We start from the raw sequence: 17,614 nt of genomic DNA, 5'->3' as shown, positions 1-17,614 counted from the left end.
CCTCGCGCGTTCACCCGATCCGGTCACGGCGTGTTCCCGATCGGCTGGGACGATCGGGAACATTCGCCGCGCCCTCAGCTCACCGCGACCTTGCTCCTGGTCGCGGACTTCTTGGCCCTGGTCGTCTTCTTGGCCGGTTTCGGATCGGTGGCGGGCTTGGCCGCCAGGACCTCGCGCAGGAACTGTCCGGTGTAGCTCTCGGCAACGGCCGCAACATCTTCCGGAGTGCCCTGGGCAACGACCGTGCCGCCGCCGGAACCACCCTCCGGGCCCATATCGATCACCCAGTCGGAGGTCTTGATGACGTCCAGGTTGTGTTCGATGACGATGACCGTATTGCCCTTGTCGACCAGACCGTTGATGACGCCGAGGAGTTTGCGGATGTCCTCGAAGTGCAGGCCGGTGGTCGGCTCGTCGAGAATGTAGACCGTGCGGCCGGTGGAGCGCTTCTGCAGTTCGGCCGCCAGCTTCACGCGCTGCGCCTCACCGCCGGACAGTGTCGGCGCGCTCTGGCCCAGCCGGACATAGCCCAGCCCGACGTCCACCAGCGTCTTGAGGTAGCGGTGGATCGAGGTGACCGGCTCGAAGAATTCGGCCGCCTCCTCGATGGGCATGTCCAGCACCTCGGCGATGGTCTTGCCCTTGTAGTGCACCTCCAGCGTCTCCCGGTTGTAGCGGGCGCCGTGGCAGACCTCGCACGGCACGTACACATCGGGCAGGAAGTTCATCTCGATCTTCAGCGTGCCGTCACCCGAACACGCCTCGCAGCGGCCGCCCTTTACATTGAAGGAGAATCGGCCGGGCTGATAGCCGCGCACCTTCGCCTCGGTGGTCGCCGCGAACAGGGTGCGGATCTTGTCGAAGACGCCGGTGTAGGTCGCCGGATTCGAGCGCGGGGTGCGACCGATCGGTGACTGGTCCACCTGCACCAGCTTGTCCAGATGGTCCAGGCCGTTGACGCGGGTGTGGCGGCCGGGCACCTGACGGGCGCCGTTGAGCTTGTTCGCCAGCACCGTGGCGAGAATGTCGTTCACCAGCGTCGACTTGCCCGAACCGGACACCCCCGTCACCGAGGTGAGCACGCCCAGCGGAAAGCTCACGTCGATGCCGCGCAGGTTGTGCTCGTTCGCGCCGACCACGGTCAGCTGCTTCTTCTTGTTCACCGGCCGCCGCACCAGCGGGACCTCGATGCGCTCGCGGCCCGAGAGGTACGCGCCGGTCAGCGAATTGCGGTCTTCCAGCAGGCCCTTGTAAGGGCCGCTGTAGACCACCTGGCCACCGTGCTCGCCCGCGAGCGGGCCGATGTCGACCACCCAGTCCGAGGAGTGGATGGTGTCCTCGTCGTGCTCGACCACGATCAGCGTATTGCCCAGATCCCGCAGCCGCGTGAGAGTTTCGATGAGGCGGCGGTTGTCGCGCTGGTGCAGGCCGATGGACGGCTCGTCCAGCACGTACAGCACGCCGACCAGGCCCGATCCGATCTGCGTGGCCAGCCGGATACGCTGCGCCTCACCGCCGGACAGCGTCGCCGCGGCGCGCGAGAGCGTCAGATATTCCAGACCCACGTCGAGCAGGAAGCCCAGCCGCGCCTGAATCTCCTTGAGCACCTGGCCCGCGATGGCCGCCTCCCGCTCCCCCAGCTCGAGGGAGTTGAGGAACTTCGAGCAGTCGCGGATGGAGAAGTCACAGACCTCGGCGATGGATTTGCGGCCGGCCTCGGAGTTCAGCGTGACGGCCAGGATCTCCGGGCGCAGCCGGGCGCCGTTGCAGACCGGGCACGGGATGTCGCGCATGTACCCGTCGTAGTACTCCTTGGCCGAATCGGATTCGGTGTTCTCCATGCGCCGCTGCAGGAAGGGCATGACGCCCTCGAAATCGGCGTAGTAGGAACGCTTGCGGCCGTAGCGGTTGGTGTAGGAGACGTGCACCTGCTCGGAACTGCCCTCGAGCACCGCCTTGCGGGCCTTGAGCGGCAACTTGTTCCACGGGGTGTCCATCGAGAAGCCCAGCGCGTCGGCCAGGCCCTGCAGTAACCGGTTGAAGTATTCGGCCGTCTGCCCGCGCGACCAGGGCGCGATCGCACCCTCGTTCAGGCTCAGCTCCGGATCGGGCACCACCAGATCCGGGTCGACCTCCTTGCGGTTGCCCAGGCCGGTGCAGTCGGGGCAGGCGCCGTAGGGCGAGTTGAACGAGAACGAGCGGGGCTCGAGATCCTCGATGTCGAGCGGATGGCCATTGGGGCAGGCCAGCTTCTCGGAGAAGCGGCGCTCGCGGTCGTGCGCGTGCTCGTCGCGGTCGACGAAGTCCAGCACCACGATGCCGTCGGCCAGCCGCAGCGCGGTCTCGATCGAATCGGTCAGGCGCTGCTTGGAACTCGGCTTCACCGCGAGGCGGTCGACCACCACCTCGATATCGTGCTTCTCCTGCTTCTTCAGCTTCGGCGGATCGGTGAGCGGATACACCACGCCGTCGACCCGGACACGCGAATAGCCCTGGGTGTTCAGTTGGTCGAACAGGTCCACGAATTCGCCCTTGCGCGTGCGCACCACGGGCGCGAGGACCTGGAACCGGATGCCCTCCGCCATCGCCAGCACCTGGTCGACGATCTGCTGCGGGCTCTGCTTGGCGATGAGCTCACCGCAGACCGGGCAGTGCGGCGTGCCCGCGCGGGCGTACAGCAGGCGCAGATAGTCGTAGACCTCGGTGATGGTGCCCACCGTCGAGCGCGGATTGCGGTTGGTGGACTTCTGATCGATCGACACCGCCGGGGACAGGCCCTCGATGAAATCCACATCGGGCTTGTCCATTTGACCGAGGAACTGGCGCGCGTACGCCGACAGCGACTCGACGTAGCGGCGCTGTCCCTCGGCGAAAATGGTGTCGAACGCGAGGCTCGACTTACCGGAACCGGACAGCCCGGTGAACACGATGAGGCTGTCGCGGGGCAGGTCGAGATCCACCCCCTTGAGGTTGTGCTCCCGCGCTCCGCGCACCGTCAGGCGATCCGCCACAGGCCGTCCCTTCTTCCTCGTGTTCGGCATCCAGATTCATCCCCGCCGCCATGCTAGGACCACCCACCGACAAGTTTCGGCGGACGGCTGCCGACCAGGCACGGAACAGGATTTCGGCTGTCGCCGACGGATTGCGGGCCGCCCGACGGCGACCGCCCATCCAGCGTACGTTCTTCCGGGGCGCGGCGGACCGATGTGGCCGACTACCCGGCCGGTGCGCACCCCGCTTGTAATGATCACCGCACGAGCGCCGATCAAACGCGCGCGGTGTGACCGATCCGACAATGTCGGCGCTGTGGTCTTGTAACGCCGACCCCGGCATGATCCTGTGGCCATTGACGAAAGTCACCGACGATCAGGGGGTACACGAGGTGGAGTGGGGTGACGAAGCCGACGGCGCGGTCGATGCCGAGCAGCTTGCCCAGCGGTACCGAACCCTGGTCGAGCACAGCCCCGACGGGGTGGTGGTGCACGAGCGCGGCGTGGTCGTCTATGCCAATCCCGCGATGATGCGGTTGCTGGCCGCGGACAGCGTCGATCGGATCATCGGCCGCCCCGTGACGTGGTTCGTGCATCCCAGTTCGGTACCGGACATGCTGGAGCGACTCGACCACCTCCAGGCCACCGGTGACGCGTCGGATCCCACCGAGATGATCCTGCGCCGCTGCGACGGCGCGCTGGTCGAGGTGGAGACCGTCTCGGCGCTGACCGTCTGGCGCGGCCGAATGGCGTATCAGGTGGTCGTGCACGATCTCACCGCGCAACGCCGCGCCGAGGCGGCGCAGCGGCGTGCCGAGCAGCATTTCGCCACGGTCGTCGCCCAGCTCGAGGAGGGTGTGGTGGTGACCGATCGGTACGGACGCATCGAATCGATCAATCCGGCGGCCAAGCGGATCTTCGGCCGCGACGACGAGGATCTGGTCGGACTGTCGATCGAGACGCTCGCGGTGGCGCTGCTGGACGCCAACGCCCAACCGCTGCCGCCCGCGCGGCATCCGATCACGCGCACGCTGGCCACCGGCGAGACGATCACGCGTTTCGTCTTCGGCATCGATCGGCCCGACGGGCAGCGCCGCTGGCTGTCGGCGTCGAGCCGGTTGCTCAATCCGGACGATCCGACCTCCTCGGCGGTGTCGTCGTTCAACGACATCACCGAATCTCGCGCCAGCCGAAGGCAATTGGAGTACCAGGCCACCCACGATCCGCTGACCGGACTGGCCAACCGCTCGCTCGTGCTGTCACGGCTGGCGGCCGCGCTGGGCAGTGAGGAACAACCGGTCTCGACCGTGCTGTTCATCGATCTGGACGGCTTCAAGAGCATCAACGACACGCTCGGGCATGCGGTCGGCGATACGGTGCTGCAGATCGTGGCGCAGCGGCTGCAGCGCGGCCTGCGCCCCGACGACGTGGTGGGCCGCATCGGCGGCGACGAATTCCTGATGCTGCTGTCCGGGCGCGTCCTGCCGGTCGATCTGGACGGCCTCGTGAACGGGCTGCGCGCCGCGATGGCCGAACCGATCATCGCGCGCGGCCACCGCATCCAGGTCGAGGCCTCGATCGGCGTCACCCGGCTGCGCCCCGGCGACACCCGCAGTCCGGAGGCCGTCCTGCACGACGCGGATCTGGCGATGTACCGTGCGAAACCGGCCCCCCACCGCGAGGGTGGCGCCCTGGGGCGGCGGCCGAACAGCACCCACGCATCCTGAAAGACAGGCCGATGATCCTGGAGCACGCGCTGCTTCCCGCCCTGCCCGAACGCACCGCCGAATTCGAGGTCGCCTTCGCGCGGGCGCGCGAGATCATCGCGAGCGCGCCCGGCTTCCGCTCGCTCACGCTGTCGCGATCGATGGGGACGCCGAACACCTACCTGCTGGTCGAGTGGGATCGCCTGGCGGATCACACCGAGCGCTTCCCCGGCTCGGCGGGGTATCAGCGCTGGAAGCAACTGCCGCACCACTGCTACGAGCCGTTCCCGGTCGTCGAACACCTCACCGCCGTGAAGGCGGCGACACCGCCGGATTCACCTGCGGTTACGGCGAGCGCGCCGAACCCGAACTAGACTCGACAACTCTGTTTTCTGCTCGCGCGCGGCCCTTGCCCGGCCGGCTGTGGTGACAAGGAGTTCCGCTTTGCCCGACCGCCTCACCGAGGACAGCCAGGCGACCGACCGCGCGGCCGAATTCGAGCGCGAGCAGGCCTACCTCACGCAGCTGTACCAGCGGCTCGACGAGATGCGCGCCTATGCCCAGCGGCGGCTGCGGGAGGTGCTGCTGGAGACCGGGGGCACCCCGCAGGCGCGCAGCGAGCGCGAGTCGTTCACCCAGCTCTACTCCGAGGACCTGAGCAAATACGATGCCGCCGAGCACGGTCTGTGCTTCGGCCGCATCGACCTGTCCGACAGCGAGGCCGAGGAGCACCGCTACATCGGCCGTCTCGGCATCCTCGACGAGGACAACGACTACGCCACCCTGCTGCTGGACTGGCGGGCCCCGCTGGCGCGGCCGTTCTATCTGGCCACCACCGCCCAGCCCGACGGCGTGCTCCGGCGTCGCCACATTCGCTCGCGCAACCGCACGCTCACCGCGATCAACGACGAATACCTGGATCTGGAGGCCGCGCGCCGGGCCGGGGCGATCGAGGCCGACGAGGGCGGGGTGGGCAGCGAGAGCGCGCTGCTGGCCGCGCTGAACGCCGCTCGCACCGGGCATATGAGCGACATCGTCGAGACGATTCAGAGCGAGCAGGACGCGATCATCCGCTCCGAGCACAAGAGCGTGCTGGTGGTCCAGGGCGGGCCGGGCACGGGCAAGACGGCCGTGGCGCTGCACCGGGCGGCGTATCTGCTCTACACCTATCGCCAGCAGCTGGACAAGGCCGGGGTGCTCATCGTCGGGCCCAACTCCACCTTCCTGGATTACATCGGCCAGGTGCTGCCCTCACTCGGTGAGACCGGGGTGCTGCTGTCGACGATCGGCAATCTGTATCCGGGAGTGCGGGCGACGCTGGAGGATTCGCTGCGCGCGGGCGAGCTGAAGGGCTCGCTGGACATGATCGAGGTCCTGAAGAAGGGCGTGCGCGACTGGCAGCAGGTGCCCAGCGAGCCGATCCGGCTGCGCTTCGACGGCTACGACCTCACCCTGGACCGCAAGATCGCCACCAAGGCCCGCGGCCGGGCCCGCTCCTCGCGCCGGGCGCACAATCTGGCGCGGCCCATCTTCGCCGCCTCGGTGGTCGACGCGCTGACCGATCAGCTGGCCGCGACCATGGGTAAGGACCTCACCGGCGGCAGGAACCTGTTGAGCCAGGCCGATCTCACCGAGATCCGCGACGAGATGCGCGCCGACGCCGACATCCAGCGCGCGATCGCCGGGCTGTGGCCGATCCTCACCCCGCAGGAGGTGCTGGCCGGGCTGTGGGCCGATCCGCAGCGGCTGGCCCGCGCGGCCGATCAGCTTCCCGAGGAGGATCGCAAGGAGCTGTACCGGCCCGACAACGGGCATTTCAGCGCCGCGGACACGCCGCTGCTGGACGAGCTGGCCGAACTGCTGGGCGTCGACGACACCAAGGAGCGCGAGCGATCCCGGCGGCGCTGGCGCGCCCAATTGGCCGAGGCGCAGGACGCGCTCGACATCCTCACCGGCTCGGCGCCTCAGGACCTCGAGGACGAGCTGGACCCGGAGATCCTCATGGCCTACGACCTGATCGACGCCAGCCAGCTGGCCGAGCGCCAGCAGGTGCGCGCCCGCCAGACCACGGCCGAACGCGCCGCCGGGGATCGCACCTGGACCTACGGCCACGTGATCGTCGACGAGGCGCAGGAACTCTCGGAGATGGCGTGGCGAATGGTCATGCGCCGCATCCCGAACCGCTGGGTGACGGTGGTCGGCGACGTGGCGCAGACCGGCGATCCGGCCGGGGCCTCGTCCTGGCAGCGCATGCTGGAACCGTATGTGGCCAAGCGCTGGAAGCTCACCGAGCTCACCGTCAACTACCGCACCCCCGCGGAGATCATGACCGTGGCCGCGGACGTCCTCGCGGCCATCGATCCCGACGCCACCGCCCCCCGCTCGGTCCGCGAATCGGGCCATCCCCCACAGGCACTGCGCGTCGACCCCGCCGACCGCCCCGAACAGGTAGCCAAGCTGGTGGCCGAGGAGGCCGACCGCCCCGGCATCAGCGCCATCCTGGCCCCCCACGCCCTGGTGAACGAATTCGCCGAGGTAGCAAGCGATTCCGTGCGCGTACTCACGGTTTCCGAAGCCAAGGGCCTCGAATTCGACGCGGTGATCCTGGTCGAACCACAAACCATCCTGAACGAGTCCCCGCGAGGCCTGAACGACCTGTACGTCGCCCTCACCCGCGCCACCCAGCGGCTGTCGGTGGTGCACAGCGAGGAGCTGCCCGAGGTACTGGGAGCGCTGCGGCGGGAGTGAGAGGCCGGGCGTCGGCAGGACTGGAGGCAGGCAGGATCGCCGCACCCTTTCCCGCGCTCCGCACCCGTTGTGGCGGGCCATAAGGGGTGCGAGAGGCGAGAAAGGGTGCGAAGGGCCGGGACGGCGGGGGTGGGCCGCCGTTGGGGGTCAGCGGACGGTGTGGACGATCAGGACGTCGGTGCGGGATTTGCGGGCCACGTCGGAGGGGACCGAGCCGAGGAGGCGGCCGGTGAGGGTGTTGAGGCCGCGGTTGCCTACCACCAGGAGGTCGGCGCCTACCTCCTTGACGAGGGCGAGCAGGGATTCGACCGGCTCGCCTACCACGGCGCGCTCGACGATATTGACGGCGCCGGCGGCGGTCGCGCGGTCGCGGCCGGTACGCAGGATTTCGTGCGTGGGGGCCGAGCCGCGGACCTGATATGCCTCGTCCTTGAGTACATCGGCCGCGGCGGCGACATCCCGGTCATCGGTCGGGTAGTACGCGCAGGCGATGTACAGGGTGGCGCCCGAAGCGCCGGCCAGTGCCGCGGCCTTCTCGACGGCGACGTACGACGAGTCCGAGCCATCGGTACCGACGACAATGGTCCGATAGGCGGTCATCTGTCCTCCAAACGTCCAAGGGGTCGGATGCGGCGCGATTTGCCCGTGACGACGGGTACCGCGCGGCAACTGCGCTAGACGATAACCTTTACCGGGCCGGAAATATCCCGAATCGCAACACATCACACCTGGCGGTCGAGTAACGCCCGGCACACGTTCGCGGACCATATGCCATAACTGGCCCGCGCTACCTGCGCCGATTCTCCAGGCCGGGTGAAGAGCGAGATTCCCGACACGAACCGAACGGTCTTGTGGCACTGGGATTTCCATCACATACCGGCCGCCCGCACGGGCCTACGGGCCGCGCCGGACACCCGCGGCGACGGGGTGACGTGGGTAAACAGCCCGACGGTGACACTTCACAATTGCACGGCCCACGTCCTGCTGGTAGTTCGCGAGGCGGATTTCAATGGGCGGCGCGAAATGCCTCAGTCGAGGTGGAAAAGCGGTCCCGTGAGGGTCAGCCCGAGGTCGCGGTTGTGGGCGAAGAACGCGAACAGCATCAGGGCCGCGCCGCCCAGGGCCACATTCTTGTTGAAATTCACCATCTCGCCCTGCCTGACCTGCGGATCGCTCTCCTTCCAGAACGCGTGCATGAGGAATGCGGCGGGCAGGACGAAGACCAGCAGGATGAGGCAGCCCAGATCGGCCCAGACCCCGAGCAGCACGCTCAGGCCGCCGAGGAGCAGCATCACGCCGGAGAAGAGCACATTGACCTTGGCGGCGGGCACACCCTTGCTCGCCGTGTAGGCGGCCATGGCATCGGTCTGGGTGAAATGACCGAACGCCGAACCGAGGAACAACAGGGCGAACAAAATCCGCCCGATCAGCACCAGAACATCCATCGCCCACTCCTGTCAGTAGTCCGCAGGCCCGCCGTCGGGCCGGTAGTACCGGATTCAACCGGACAGCAGCGCGCTACGGGCGTATTCCAGCGGCGACATTCCGACTTCCCGGGCGAACTCACGGGAGAAATGGGCCTGATCGAAGTAGCCGAGTTCCAGTGCGAGCGCGGCCAGGTCGCCGGTACGGCCCTCGGCCAGCAGATGTGCGCCGTCCTGCAGCCGATAGCGCCGCAGCACCCATTTCGGTCCCGCGCCCACATAGCGGCGGAACAGCCGCTGCAGCGTGCGGATCGGGATGTCGAACCGCTCGGTGACCTGCTCGACCTTGGTCAGATCGCGATCGGACTCCATCGCCGCGATGATGCGCAGCACCAGCCGGTAGGACTCGTCGGGCGGGATGCGGCGCGCGGCGTCGGTGAAGAACTCCTCGACGATGTCGCGGCGCTCCTCGTCGGTGGCGGCCGACAGCACCTTCTCCGACAGGCCCACGGCCTCGGGCAGCACCGCGGTGAGCTCGGCCGCCGAATCGCGGAGCGCGCCGACGTCCAGCCCGGTGAACGCGCCGAAGCCGCCGGGACGGAACTTCACGCCGAAGGTCTCCCCCTGACCGGACAGCTCGCGAATGTATTTGACCGTGCTCACCCCGTTGACCCAGCCGCCGCCGCGGGTGTGCGTCCGCTCGAAGGTGAGGTTGACGCACGGGTAGGGCAGGACCTCGGCCCGATAGTCCGGGCGGCCGCGCAGATCCCAGCTCACCGACCAGTACCACTCGATGAATCGGGCAGTCTCGCCGCGGGCGGGCAACCGGCCCAGGGTGCGGTGCCGCTCCTGCTCACGCGGATACAGGATACCCTTGGCGACCTCCGGGGGTGGCACCGGAATCAGCTCGGGCGCAGGACTTTTCGCGTGCTCAGGCACGACCCGTTGCTCCTCCGCGACGGAGCTGTCGCGTTCTTACAAGATTCGCGAGTGGCCGGCGGCGAGAGTGATAGCCATGACGAACACAGTGCATCCGATCCCCGAGGGCTACCACTCCATCACCTGTTTCCTGGCGGTCGCCGACGCCGACAAGGCCATCGAGTTCTATGCCGCGGTCTTCGGCGCGGAGGTGTTGAGCCGCAACGACCTTCCCGACGGCCAAGCCGCCCACGCGGAACTGAAGATCGGCGATTCCACCCTCCAGGTGGGCATGCCGGTCGCCGAACACGGCCTGCGCGCCCCCGCCGACGACTGGGTCCACACCAGCGTCATGCACTACGCCCCCGACGTCGACGCGGTGATCGAGCGCGCCCGCGCACACGGCGCCCGCCGGGTCGAGGATCCGTCGACCTTCGTCACCGGCGACCGCTTCGGCGCGGTGATGGACCCCTTCGGCCACCGCTGGGTCGTGATGACCCGCGTCGAGGACGTTCCGCGCGCGGAGGCCGAGCGTCGGGTGAACGAATGGCTGGCCCAGCAGGGGTGAGCCGACGCGGCCGCGGCGGGGCCGTGCCGACCGATCAGGCATCGCGGCGGCGGTCCGGCGAGGTGGTATCGCGGCGGTGGGCCCGGATATCCACGGGACGCCCGTCGGGATCACGTACCGTCACCGTCCATTGCGTCGGCAGGGTTTCCAGTGGCCCGGCGGGCCAACCGGCCGCCAGGATTCGTTCGCGGACCTCGCACAGCTGCTCGTAGGTTCTCAGGCGTAGTCCCCATCCGGCCCGGCCCAAGGGATCGAGATCCGTGGCCGGGTCGGTCGTCATCTCGACGATCATCAGGTGATCGGCGTTGCCGACATCGACGACCGCGATGCGCGGATCCGCGGACGTTGCCGCACGCTCGAACGCCAGCCGTGCTCCGAGCAAATCGGTGTAGTACCTCACGAGCCGGTCGAGGTCGGGCGTGGACAGCGTCAGATGGTTGATTCCGAGCAGATCGGGCATGGGATGTCCGCGCCGACGGGTCATTTCAGGCCCGCGGCGTCCATGCCGCGCAGTTCCTTCTTCAGGTCGGCGATCTCGTCGCGCAGGCGGCCCGCCAGCTCGAACTGGAGTTCGCGGGCGGCGTTCATCATCTGGGCGGTGAGCTCCTTGACGAGGTCGGCCAGTTCGGCGCGCGGCATGGACTTGATGTCGCGCCCCTCGTAAACGCCCGCGCTGACGGCCCGGCCGGGCTCGCCCTGGGCGCGGCGGCCGCGGCTGGCATTGCGGCCGGAGCCGCCGACCTCCACCACCTCGGTCTCGTCGGCCTCGCGGTAGACCTGGTCGAGGATGTCGGCGATCTTCTTGCGCAACGGTTTCGGGTCGATGCCGTGGGCCTCGTTGTAGGCGATCTGCTTGGCGCGGCGGCGCTCGGTCTCATCGATGGCCTGGCGCATCGAGTCGGTGATCTTGTCGGCGTACATGTGCACCTCGCCGGACACGTTGCGCGCCGCGCGGCCGATGGTCTGGATCAGACTCGTGGTGCTGCGCAGGAATCCCTCCTTGTCGGCGTCGAGGATCGCGACCAGCGACACCTCGGGCAGGTCCAGACCCTCGCGCAGCAGGTTGATGCCGACCAGCACGTCGTAGTCGCCCAGGCGCAACTGCCGCAGCAGTTCCACCCGGCGCAGCGTGTCGATCTCCGAATGCAGATACCGCACCCGCACGCCCAGGCCGAGTAGATAGTCGGTGAGATCCTCGGCCATCTTCTTGGTCAGGGTGGTGACCAGCACGCGCTCGTCGCGCTCGGTGCGCAGCCGGATCTCGTGCAGCAGATCGTCGATCTGGCCCTTGGTCGGCTTCACCACGACATGCGGGTCGACCAGGCCGGTCGGGCGGATGACCTGCTCGACGAATTCGCCACCGGTCTGGCCCAATTCATACGGGCCCGGCGTGGCCGACATGTACACCGTCTGCCCGATCCGGTCGGCGAACTCCTCCCAGGTGAGCGGGCGGTTGTCCACCGCGGACGGCAGCCGGAAGCCGTATTCGACCAGATTGCGCTTGCGCGACATATCGCCCTCGTACATGCCGCCGATCTGCGGGACGGTCACATGCGACTCGTCGATGATCAGCAGGAAGTCGTCGGGGAAATAGTCGAGCAGCGTCGCCGGCGCCGATCCGGCCGGGCGGCCGTCGATGTGACGCGAGTAGTTTTCGATGCCGGAACAGAAGCCGACCTGGCGGATCATCTCCAGGTCGTATTGGGTGCGCATGCGCAGCCGCTGCGCCTCGAGCAGTTTGCCCTGCCGCTCCAGCTCGGCCAGCCGCTGCTCCAGCTCGGCCTCGATGTCGCGCACCGCGCGCTCCATCCGATCCGGCCCGGCGACGTAGTGGGTCGCGGGGAAGATCCGCAGCTTGTCGACCTGCCGGACGATATCGCCGGTGAGCGGGTGCAGGTAGTACAGCGCCTCGATCTCGTCGCCGAAGAATTCGATGCGGACCGCGAGCTCCTCGTAGGACGGAATGATCTCCACGGTGTCGCCGCGCACCCGGAAGGTGCCGCGGGTGAAGGACATGTCGTTGCGGGTGTACTGCACGTCGACCAGCAGCCGCAGGAAGCGGTCGCGATCGACCTCGGCGCCCACCTCCAGCGGAACCGATCGATCCAGATACGACTGCGGCGTACCCAGGCCGTAGATGCACGACACCGACGCGACCACCACGACGTCGCGGCGCGACAGCAGGTTCTGCGTCGCCGAATGCCGCAGCCGCTCGACGTCGTCGTTGATCGAGCTGTCCTTCTCGATATAGGTGTCGGTCTGGGCGATGTACGCCTCGGGTTGGTAGTAGTCGTAGTAGGAGACGAAGTATTCGACCGCGTTGTGGGGCAGCATCTCCCGCAGTTCGTTGGCCAGCTGGGCGGCCAGTGTCTTGTTCGGCGCCATGACCAACGTGGGCCGCTGCACGCGCTCGATCAGCCAGGCCGCGGTGGCCGACTTGCCGGTACCGGTGGCGCCCAGCAGCACCACATCGCGCTCCCCCGCACGCAGGCGGCGCTCCAGCTCGTCGATGGCGGTCGGCTGATCACCGGCCGGTCGGTGCTCACTGACCACCTGGAAGCGGCCGTCGGCCCGCTCGATCTCGCCGATGGGCCGGAACTCCGAATGCGCCAGCGGCGTATTTCCCTCGGCGGGAACCTCGGTTGCGAAAGCCATGTGACCAGCCTAGGACGACCCACCGACAACAAACAGGCGCTCGCGTCCACGCGGGTGACGCACGCCATATCCCTCACCCGACCACGCTGTCGCCGGCCGCGGTCGGGCGCCGATCCTCCTCGGTCTCGACCGCGGCCGATCGCAGCGAGGTCGACGCCACGACGGCGAGCACGGCCGTGATCGCCGCGCAGGCGAGAGCGGTGGCGTTGAGGCCGTTCGTGAACGCCTCGCGAGCGGCGCCGAGCAGCGCTCGCCGAGAGGTGCGGGCAGATCCGCGGCGGCGGCATCGGCGGTGCCGAGCGAATCCTTCGCTGCCTGTCGCGCCTGCGCGGGCACCCCCGGCAGCGAGGCGTCCACGACATCCGCCCGATAGGCCGCGGCGCCGAGCACGCCGAGCACGGCGATGCCGATAGCTATCCCGAACTCCATGCTGGTTTCCGACATCGCCGCCGCCGAACCCGCCTGCGCGGGCGGCGTCACCCCGATCACCAGATCGGTACCGAGCACCATGAGCGGACTGATCCCGACATGGACCAGCACGAATCCGGACACCAGCACCGGAACCCCGCTGACGGCCTCGACGAAGGCCAGCGTCAGATAGCCGACGGTCGCGACGGCCAGCGCGGCGGCGACGATGAACCTCGGCTCGCGCTTGCGCGCGAGGATCGGCGTCAGCATCGAGGCGAGGATCAGCGCCCCCGCCGGAGGGAGCAGCCACAGCCCGGCCGCCAGCGGCGTCAGGCCGCGTACCAGTTGCAGGTATTGCGTGACGAACAGATAGATGCCACCGACCGTGCCCAGGCCGAACAGCAGAATCAGCAGCGCCGCGCGGAAACTCGGCGTGCCGAACAGCCGCAGATCCAGCAGCGGATCGGCGAGTGCCCCCTGCCTGCGGACGAACAGCAGACCGTGCTGAACATCCGCAGCCTGCTCGCCGCGGGCCTGTCCACCACCACCATCGCCGATCTACTGCCCTGCCTGTCCACCGGCGACGGACGACTCATCGCCGACTGCCCCGAACTCCTGGTCGACCTGTACCGCGAACGCGAGCGCATCGACGCGGGCATCCGCGACCTCGAGGCCGCCCGCCGCGCCCTGGACACCGTCATCGCGACCGCCCCGCCCGAGGTGGTGCACGCTGTTGCCGATCTGGTGCACAGCGACTGAGGCACGGGATTCCGGGCTCGGCCCGCACTCTTCTGGCCGGTCGAGCCGGACGGCGTGATCGCGGGGGCGACGCGCCGATGCGGGATCGTGACTCATATCACTTCAGGTGGCCCGAGACCGGCGTGCGGCATCCGTCCACCGGGTGGGCACAGCACGCGCCGAGCGAGCCGTCCAACGCCCCAACACCCACTTCAGCTATCTTTTGGCAACAGGCCGGGTGGATACCGATACACCCCGTCGGCACACTCCGAGCCCACCGCCGCCGACGCGTCCCACGCACCCGTCTCGCACCGAAACCCGCTGCGTCGGCGGCATTTTCACGACGGCCGAAGATCGCCGCATACCCGGGTGCCACGCCGCCCGCATTCGAATCCCTCGGCAACGCCACTGGCGCACAGGCGAAATCGTGAGTTCGATCATTCGCCGAAATTGTTTCGAAGTCATATTTCACATCCGGCGACACGCGGACCGACCGCCCGAATTCGGACAACAACCGCTCCCAGGCGGCAGCATTCGAGCAATACCGAGTCGGGCGTCCGAATCAGGGTTGCCGAGGCCGCCGAGCACAGCGGCGGCTACGCCGAACAGCACCGTGTAGATCAAGCGTCCAATGTCCGAATTGTCCGGTGCCGCAAACGACCTCGGTCACGATAGCGATTCTGCGACAGGAGAATTCCGGTCTGTTCACGTTCACACGACTCGGGTTGCTGAGGTGTACTCTGACACGGTCCGAGATTCGGCAGAATCAAGAAGGGCAGTGTCATGGCCGGTTTTCACATATCGCTTCTGGCGGTACCCGCGCTCGCCGGACTCGTGGAACGCGCCCGAGCCTCGCGGAGCACCGCGTCCGATGGAGTACTTCCCATGTTTGCCAAGCGTCCCAGCACTACCGGTGCCAACTCCGCCGCCACCCAGCCAGCGCGAATTCCGCACCGGCCGCATGTCGAATACTTCGACATCTCGGAACTGAGCAAGACCGACGCCCGCGGCTTCGTCCACCCGGTGGACAGCTGCCACGTCGAACCGTTCGGTCTGTATTTGGTGTGCTGCGCGGACGCACCGCCGAACCGCTACAGCGAGACCTGGGTGCTGCCCGAACTGTCCATCCAGGTCACGATGCATCACGCCAATGCGGGCCACGATCGCGATCCGGTCTATCACATCTACGTCGGGGAGTTCGCCCGGATCGAGCCGAAGCGGTGGCGGGGCACCTACCACTACATCGACATCGTGGCCCGCAACGGACGCGTGCCCGAACTGCGCGGGGTCGACGAGCTCTTCGCCGCCCACGCCGCCGGACACATCGATGCGGCAACCGCACAGCAAGCCTTCGAGCGCGCGACGGCCGTGGTCGACGGGATCGCCTCGCACGACCACAACTTCGAGCGCTGGCTGGCCTCGCGGGGCATCCGGCTCACCTGGCTCTAGTCCGGCCGACGGGGTCCCGCCCCGCGCGCACGGGTAGCCGCCGCATGGCGATGGCGCATAATCTCCCCAGGCGACGACCGATCTCGTTCGCCCCAGGAAGAAACCTGTGACCAGGCCATGCGGCGGAACCCGGGTGGCCTGCACACACGAGAGGCGGCGCGGATGACGCGGGCACAGACGGACCGGGCTCAGACGGTGCATCTGCATCGACCCAAGGTCGAGTACTTCGATGTCGCCGATCTGACGAATATCGATCCCAAGGGCTTCGTGCGCGCGGTCGAGCGCTACCACGTCGAACCCTGGGGGCTGTACATGGCCAGGCCCGCCGACCACGTCGAATTCCACTATCTGGAGTCCTGGCTGCTGCCCGCGCTGGGCCTGCGCGCGACGGTCTTCCACTACAACCCCGGCTACACCCGCAGGCAGGACTACTACCTCGACATCGGGGAGTTCGGCGAGGTGGAGCCGGGCCGGTGGCGCTCGATCGACCACTACCTCGACATCGTGGTGCGCAACGACCACGACGCGCGGCTGCTCGACATCGACGAGCTGCTCGCCGCGCACGCCGCCGGATACCTCGACCTCGCCGCGGCCCAGCAGGCGGTCACCGTCGCGACCGCCACCATCGACGGCCTCGCCCGGCACGGCCACAATTTCGACCGCTGGCTGACATCGCTGGATATCGAGCTGACCTGGGTCAGGAGCTGAGCCCGGCCCACGCCGCGACACGCGGATAGATCTGTTCGAACCAGGGCGTCTTGACATCGAGATACGCCTGGATCGCCGCCTCGCCCGACAGTTCGGCCGCCGCGGCCGCACCCGTGCGCTTCACCGCCAGATATTCCTCGCGCGCATCCGGTTCGGCGCGCAGCCAGTCCCGGAACGCGAGCGCGAAGCGCTGATTGGGCCAGCCGTCCACGCGCACATGAATATTGGCCGAGCGACCCGGGTCGGCGCTGACGTGCACCCGTTTACCCCATTGCGCGGGATCGGCGCCCGGCTTCGGATCGTCGTGGTCGTATTCGACGATGCGGGGGAATCCCGCCTGCTCCAAGGGTTCCCGCAGTTGGTCGGCGACCTCGAGATCGGCGACGGTGATCTGGATGTCGATGACGTCCTTGGCGGGCAGGCCCGGTACCGCGGTGGAGCCGATATGGTCGATGCGCCGCGCCGACGCGCCGCACACGACGGCCAGGCGGCCGATCAAGCGCTGCGCCGCGGCCGACCATTCCGGATCCGGCCCGACCAGCCGAACCTCGCCGCGCGCGGGCCGGGTGCGGGTGCGCGCATTGCGCTCGAAGGGCACCAGCCGCTCCTCCCACAGCGCCCGCACTCGAGGTTCGAGATCCTCGGCCGAACCGTTGTTGTCCAGCAGCACATCCGCGGCCGCGCGGCGCTGCTCATCGGTCGCCTGCGCCTTGATCCGGGCCAGGGCGTCTTCGCGGGAAACCCCGCGGAATTCCTCGAGTCGCCGCACCCGGGTCTCGACGTCGGCGGTCACCACGACCACCAGATTCATCAGCGCTCCGAGCCCGTTTTCCACGAGCAATGGAATATCCTGCACCACAATCGAATCCGCCGGGGCGGCGGCGATCAGCTCGGCGGTGCGCTTACCCACCAGCGGATGCGTGATGGAATTCAGCTGCGCGCGGGATTCGTCGTCGGCAAATGCCCTGGCCGCCAATGCGGGCCGGTCCAGACTGCCGTCGGCGGCCAGGATCTCGGGGCCGAACGCCTCGACCAGCGCGGCCAGCCCCGCGGTGCCGGGCGCCACCACCTCGCGGGCGATCACGTCGCTGTCCACCAGCACCGCGCCCCGCTCGACCAGCAGCCGCGCCACGGTCGACTTGCCCGCTCCCATGCCTCCGGTGAGACCGATTCGCAACATTCGATCAGTCTCGCATCCCCGGCCAGGAGCCGCGCGCCGCACCCCACTCCGGCCAATCGGGCTGATTACCCACCCACGCAACGACTCTCACCCCATTTTCAGCAAATTGCCCGTTCCGTGAC

Annotated in this window: 15 protein-coding genes; 7 read left to right on the top strand and 8 right to left on the bottom strand. The window is 68.1% G+C overall.

All coding sequences use genetic code 11. The features are described 5' to 3' along the window. Window positions 1–74: 74 nt before the first annotated feature. Window positions 75–3,011, bottom strand: a complete 2,937-nt coding sequence (gene uvrA / locus NDR87_RS35600; protein WP_251918450.1) for an excinuclease ABC subunit UvrA — start codon at window positions 3,009–3,011, stop codon at window positions 75–77. 269 nt (window positions 3,012–3,280) lie between these two features. On the opposite strand from uvrA, the gene NDR87_RS35595 reads away from it, so the two are divergent. The 3 genes from NDR87_RS35595 to NDR87_RS35585 all read left to right on the top strand — a co-directional run bounded on the left by NDR87_RS35595 (window position 3,281) and on the right by NDR87_RS35585 (window position 7,444). Beyond that, window positions 3,281–4,717, top strand: coding sequence for a diguanylate cyclase domain-containing protein (locus NDR87_RS35595; RefSeq protein WP_251918448.1), 1,437 nt, complete (start codon window positions 3,281–3,283; stop codon window positions 4,715–4,717). Between the two features lie 11 nt (window positions 4,718–4,728). Then, window positions 4,729–5,070, top strand: a complete 342-nt coding sequence (locus tag NDR87_RS35590) for an antibiotic biosynthesis monooxygenase (RefSeq protein WP_251918446.1) — start codon at window positions 4,729–4,731, stop codon at window positions 5,068–5,070. Between the two features lie 70 nt (window positions 5,071–5,140). Further along, on the top strand, window positions 5,141–7,444 hold the full coding sequence (locus NDR87_RS35585) for a 3'-5' exonuclease (RefSeq protein WP_251918445.1): 2,304 nt from the start codon (window positions 5,141–5,143) through the stop codon (window positions 7,442–7,444). Window positions 7,445–7,591: 147 nt separating this feature from the next. Here NDR87_RS35585 and NDR87_RS35580 read toward each other — a convergent pair whose 3' ends face one another. The 3 genes from NDR87_RS35580 to NDR87_RS35570 form a co-directional block, all read right to left on the bottom strand. Then, window positions 7,592–8,044, bottom strand: coding sequence for a universal stress protein (locus tag NDR87_RS35580; RefSeq protein WP_251918442.1), 453 nt, complete (start codon window positions 8,042–8,044; stop codon window positions 7,592–7,594). 428 nt (window positions 8,045–8,472) lie between these two features. Then, on the bottom strand, window positions 8,473–8,889 hold the full coding sequence (locus NDR87_RS35575; protein WP_251918440.1) for a DoxX family protein: 417 nt from the start codon (window positions 8,887–8,889) through the stop codon (window positions 8,473–8,475). Window positions 8,890–8,943: 54 nt separating this feature from the next. Then, window positions 8,944–9,807 (bottom strand): AraC family transcriptional regulator, encoded by an 864-nt coding sequence (locus tag NDR87_RS35570; protein ID WP_251918438.1) that lies wholly within the window; start codon window positions 9,805–9,807, stop codon window positions 8,944–8,946. Between the two features lie 76 nt (window positions 9,808–9,883). On the opposite strand from NDR87_RS35570, the gene NDR87_RS35565 reads away from it, so the two are divergent. Continuing rightward, window positions 9,884–10,354: a glyoxalase/bleomycin resistance/extradiol dioxygenase family protein gene (locus tag NDR87_RS35565; RefSeq protein ID WP_251918436.1), complete on the top strand. Its 471-nt coding sequence runs from the start codon at window positions 9,884–9,886 to the stop codon at window positions 10,352–10,354. A gap of 34 nt (window positions 10,355–10,388) precedes the next feature. Here the strand turns inward: NDR87_RS35565 and NDR87_RS35560 are convergent, their stop codons facing one another. From NDR87_RS35560 to NDR87_RS35550, 3 genes are read right to left on the bottom strand one after another with little or no spacing between them, the layout of a single operon-like run. After that, on the bottom strand, window positions 10,389–10,814 hold the full coding sequence (locus tag NDR87_RS35560; RefSeq protein ID WP_251918435.1) for a VOC family protein: 426 nt from the start codon (window positions 10,812–10,814) through the stop codon (window positions 10,389–10,391). A 20-nt stretch (window positions 10,815–10,834) separates the two neighbouring features. Further along, window positions 10,835–13,009: an excinuclease ABC subunit UvrB gene (gene uvrB, locus NDR87_RS35555; RefSeq protein ID WP_251918433.1), complete on the bottom strand. Its 2,175-nt coding sequence runs from the start codon at window positions 13,007–13,009 to the stop codon at window positions 10,835–10,837. A 9-nt stretch (window positions 13,010–13,018) separates the two neighbouring features. Further along, the gene (locus NDR87_RS35550; RefSeq protein WP_372494395.1) at window positions 13,019–13,810 is read right to left on the bottom strand and encodes a hypothetical protein; all 792 of its coding nucleotides are present in this window, start codon (window positions 13,808–13,810) and stop codon (window positions 13,019–13,021) included. Between NDR87_RS35550 and NDR87_RS35545 the strand changes: the two genes are divergently transcribed. The 3 genes from NDR87_RS35545 (at window position 13,772) to NDR87_RS35535 (ending at window position 16,312) form a co-directional block, all read left to right on the top strand. After that, a complete protein-coding gene (locus tag NDR87_RS35545; RefSeq protein ID WP_251918431.1) occupies window positions 13,772–14,176 on the top strand; it encodes a hypothetical protein in 405 nt (134 codons plus the stop codon). The two genes, NDR87_RS35550 and NDR87_RS35545, sit on opposite strands and share 39 nt — an antisense overlap. An 864-nt stretch (window positions 14,177–15,040) precedes the next feature. Beyond that, entirely contained in the window at window positions 15,041–15,604 is a 564-nt protein-coding gene (locus NDR87_RS35540; protein WP_251918429.1) for a hypothetical protein, read from the top strand. A gap of 162 nt (window positions 15,605–15,766) precedes the next feature. After that, a complete protein-coding gene (locus NDR87_RS35535) occupies window positions 15,767–16,312 on the top strand; it encodes a DUF402 domain-containing protein (RefSeq protein ID WP_251918427.1) in 546 nt (181 codons plus the stop codon). Here the strand turns inward: NDR87_RS35535 and coaE are convergent. Further along, a complete protein-coding gene (gene coaE, locus NDR87_RS35530) occupies window positions 16,302–17,492 on the bottom strand; it encodes a dephospho-CoA kinase (protein ID WP_251918425.1) in 1,191 nt (396 codons plus the stop codon). The two genes, NDR87_RS35535 and coaE, sit on opposite strands and share 11 nt — an antisense overlap. Between the last annotated feature and the right edge of the window lie 122 nt (window positions 17,493–17,614).

This window comes from Nocardia sp. CDC159, assembly GCF_023740735.1.
GTDB lineage: Bacteria > Actinomycetota > Actinomycetes > Mycobacteriales > Mycobacteriaceae > Nocardia > Nocardia pulmonis.
Note: the sequence above shows the minus strand (reverse complement) of the source record. Positions and strands in the feature narration are given on the sequence as shown.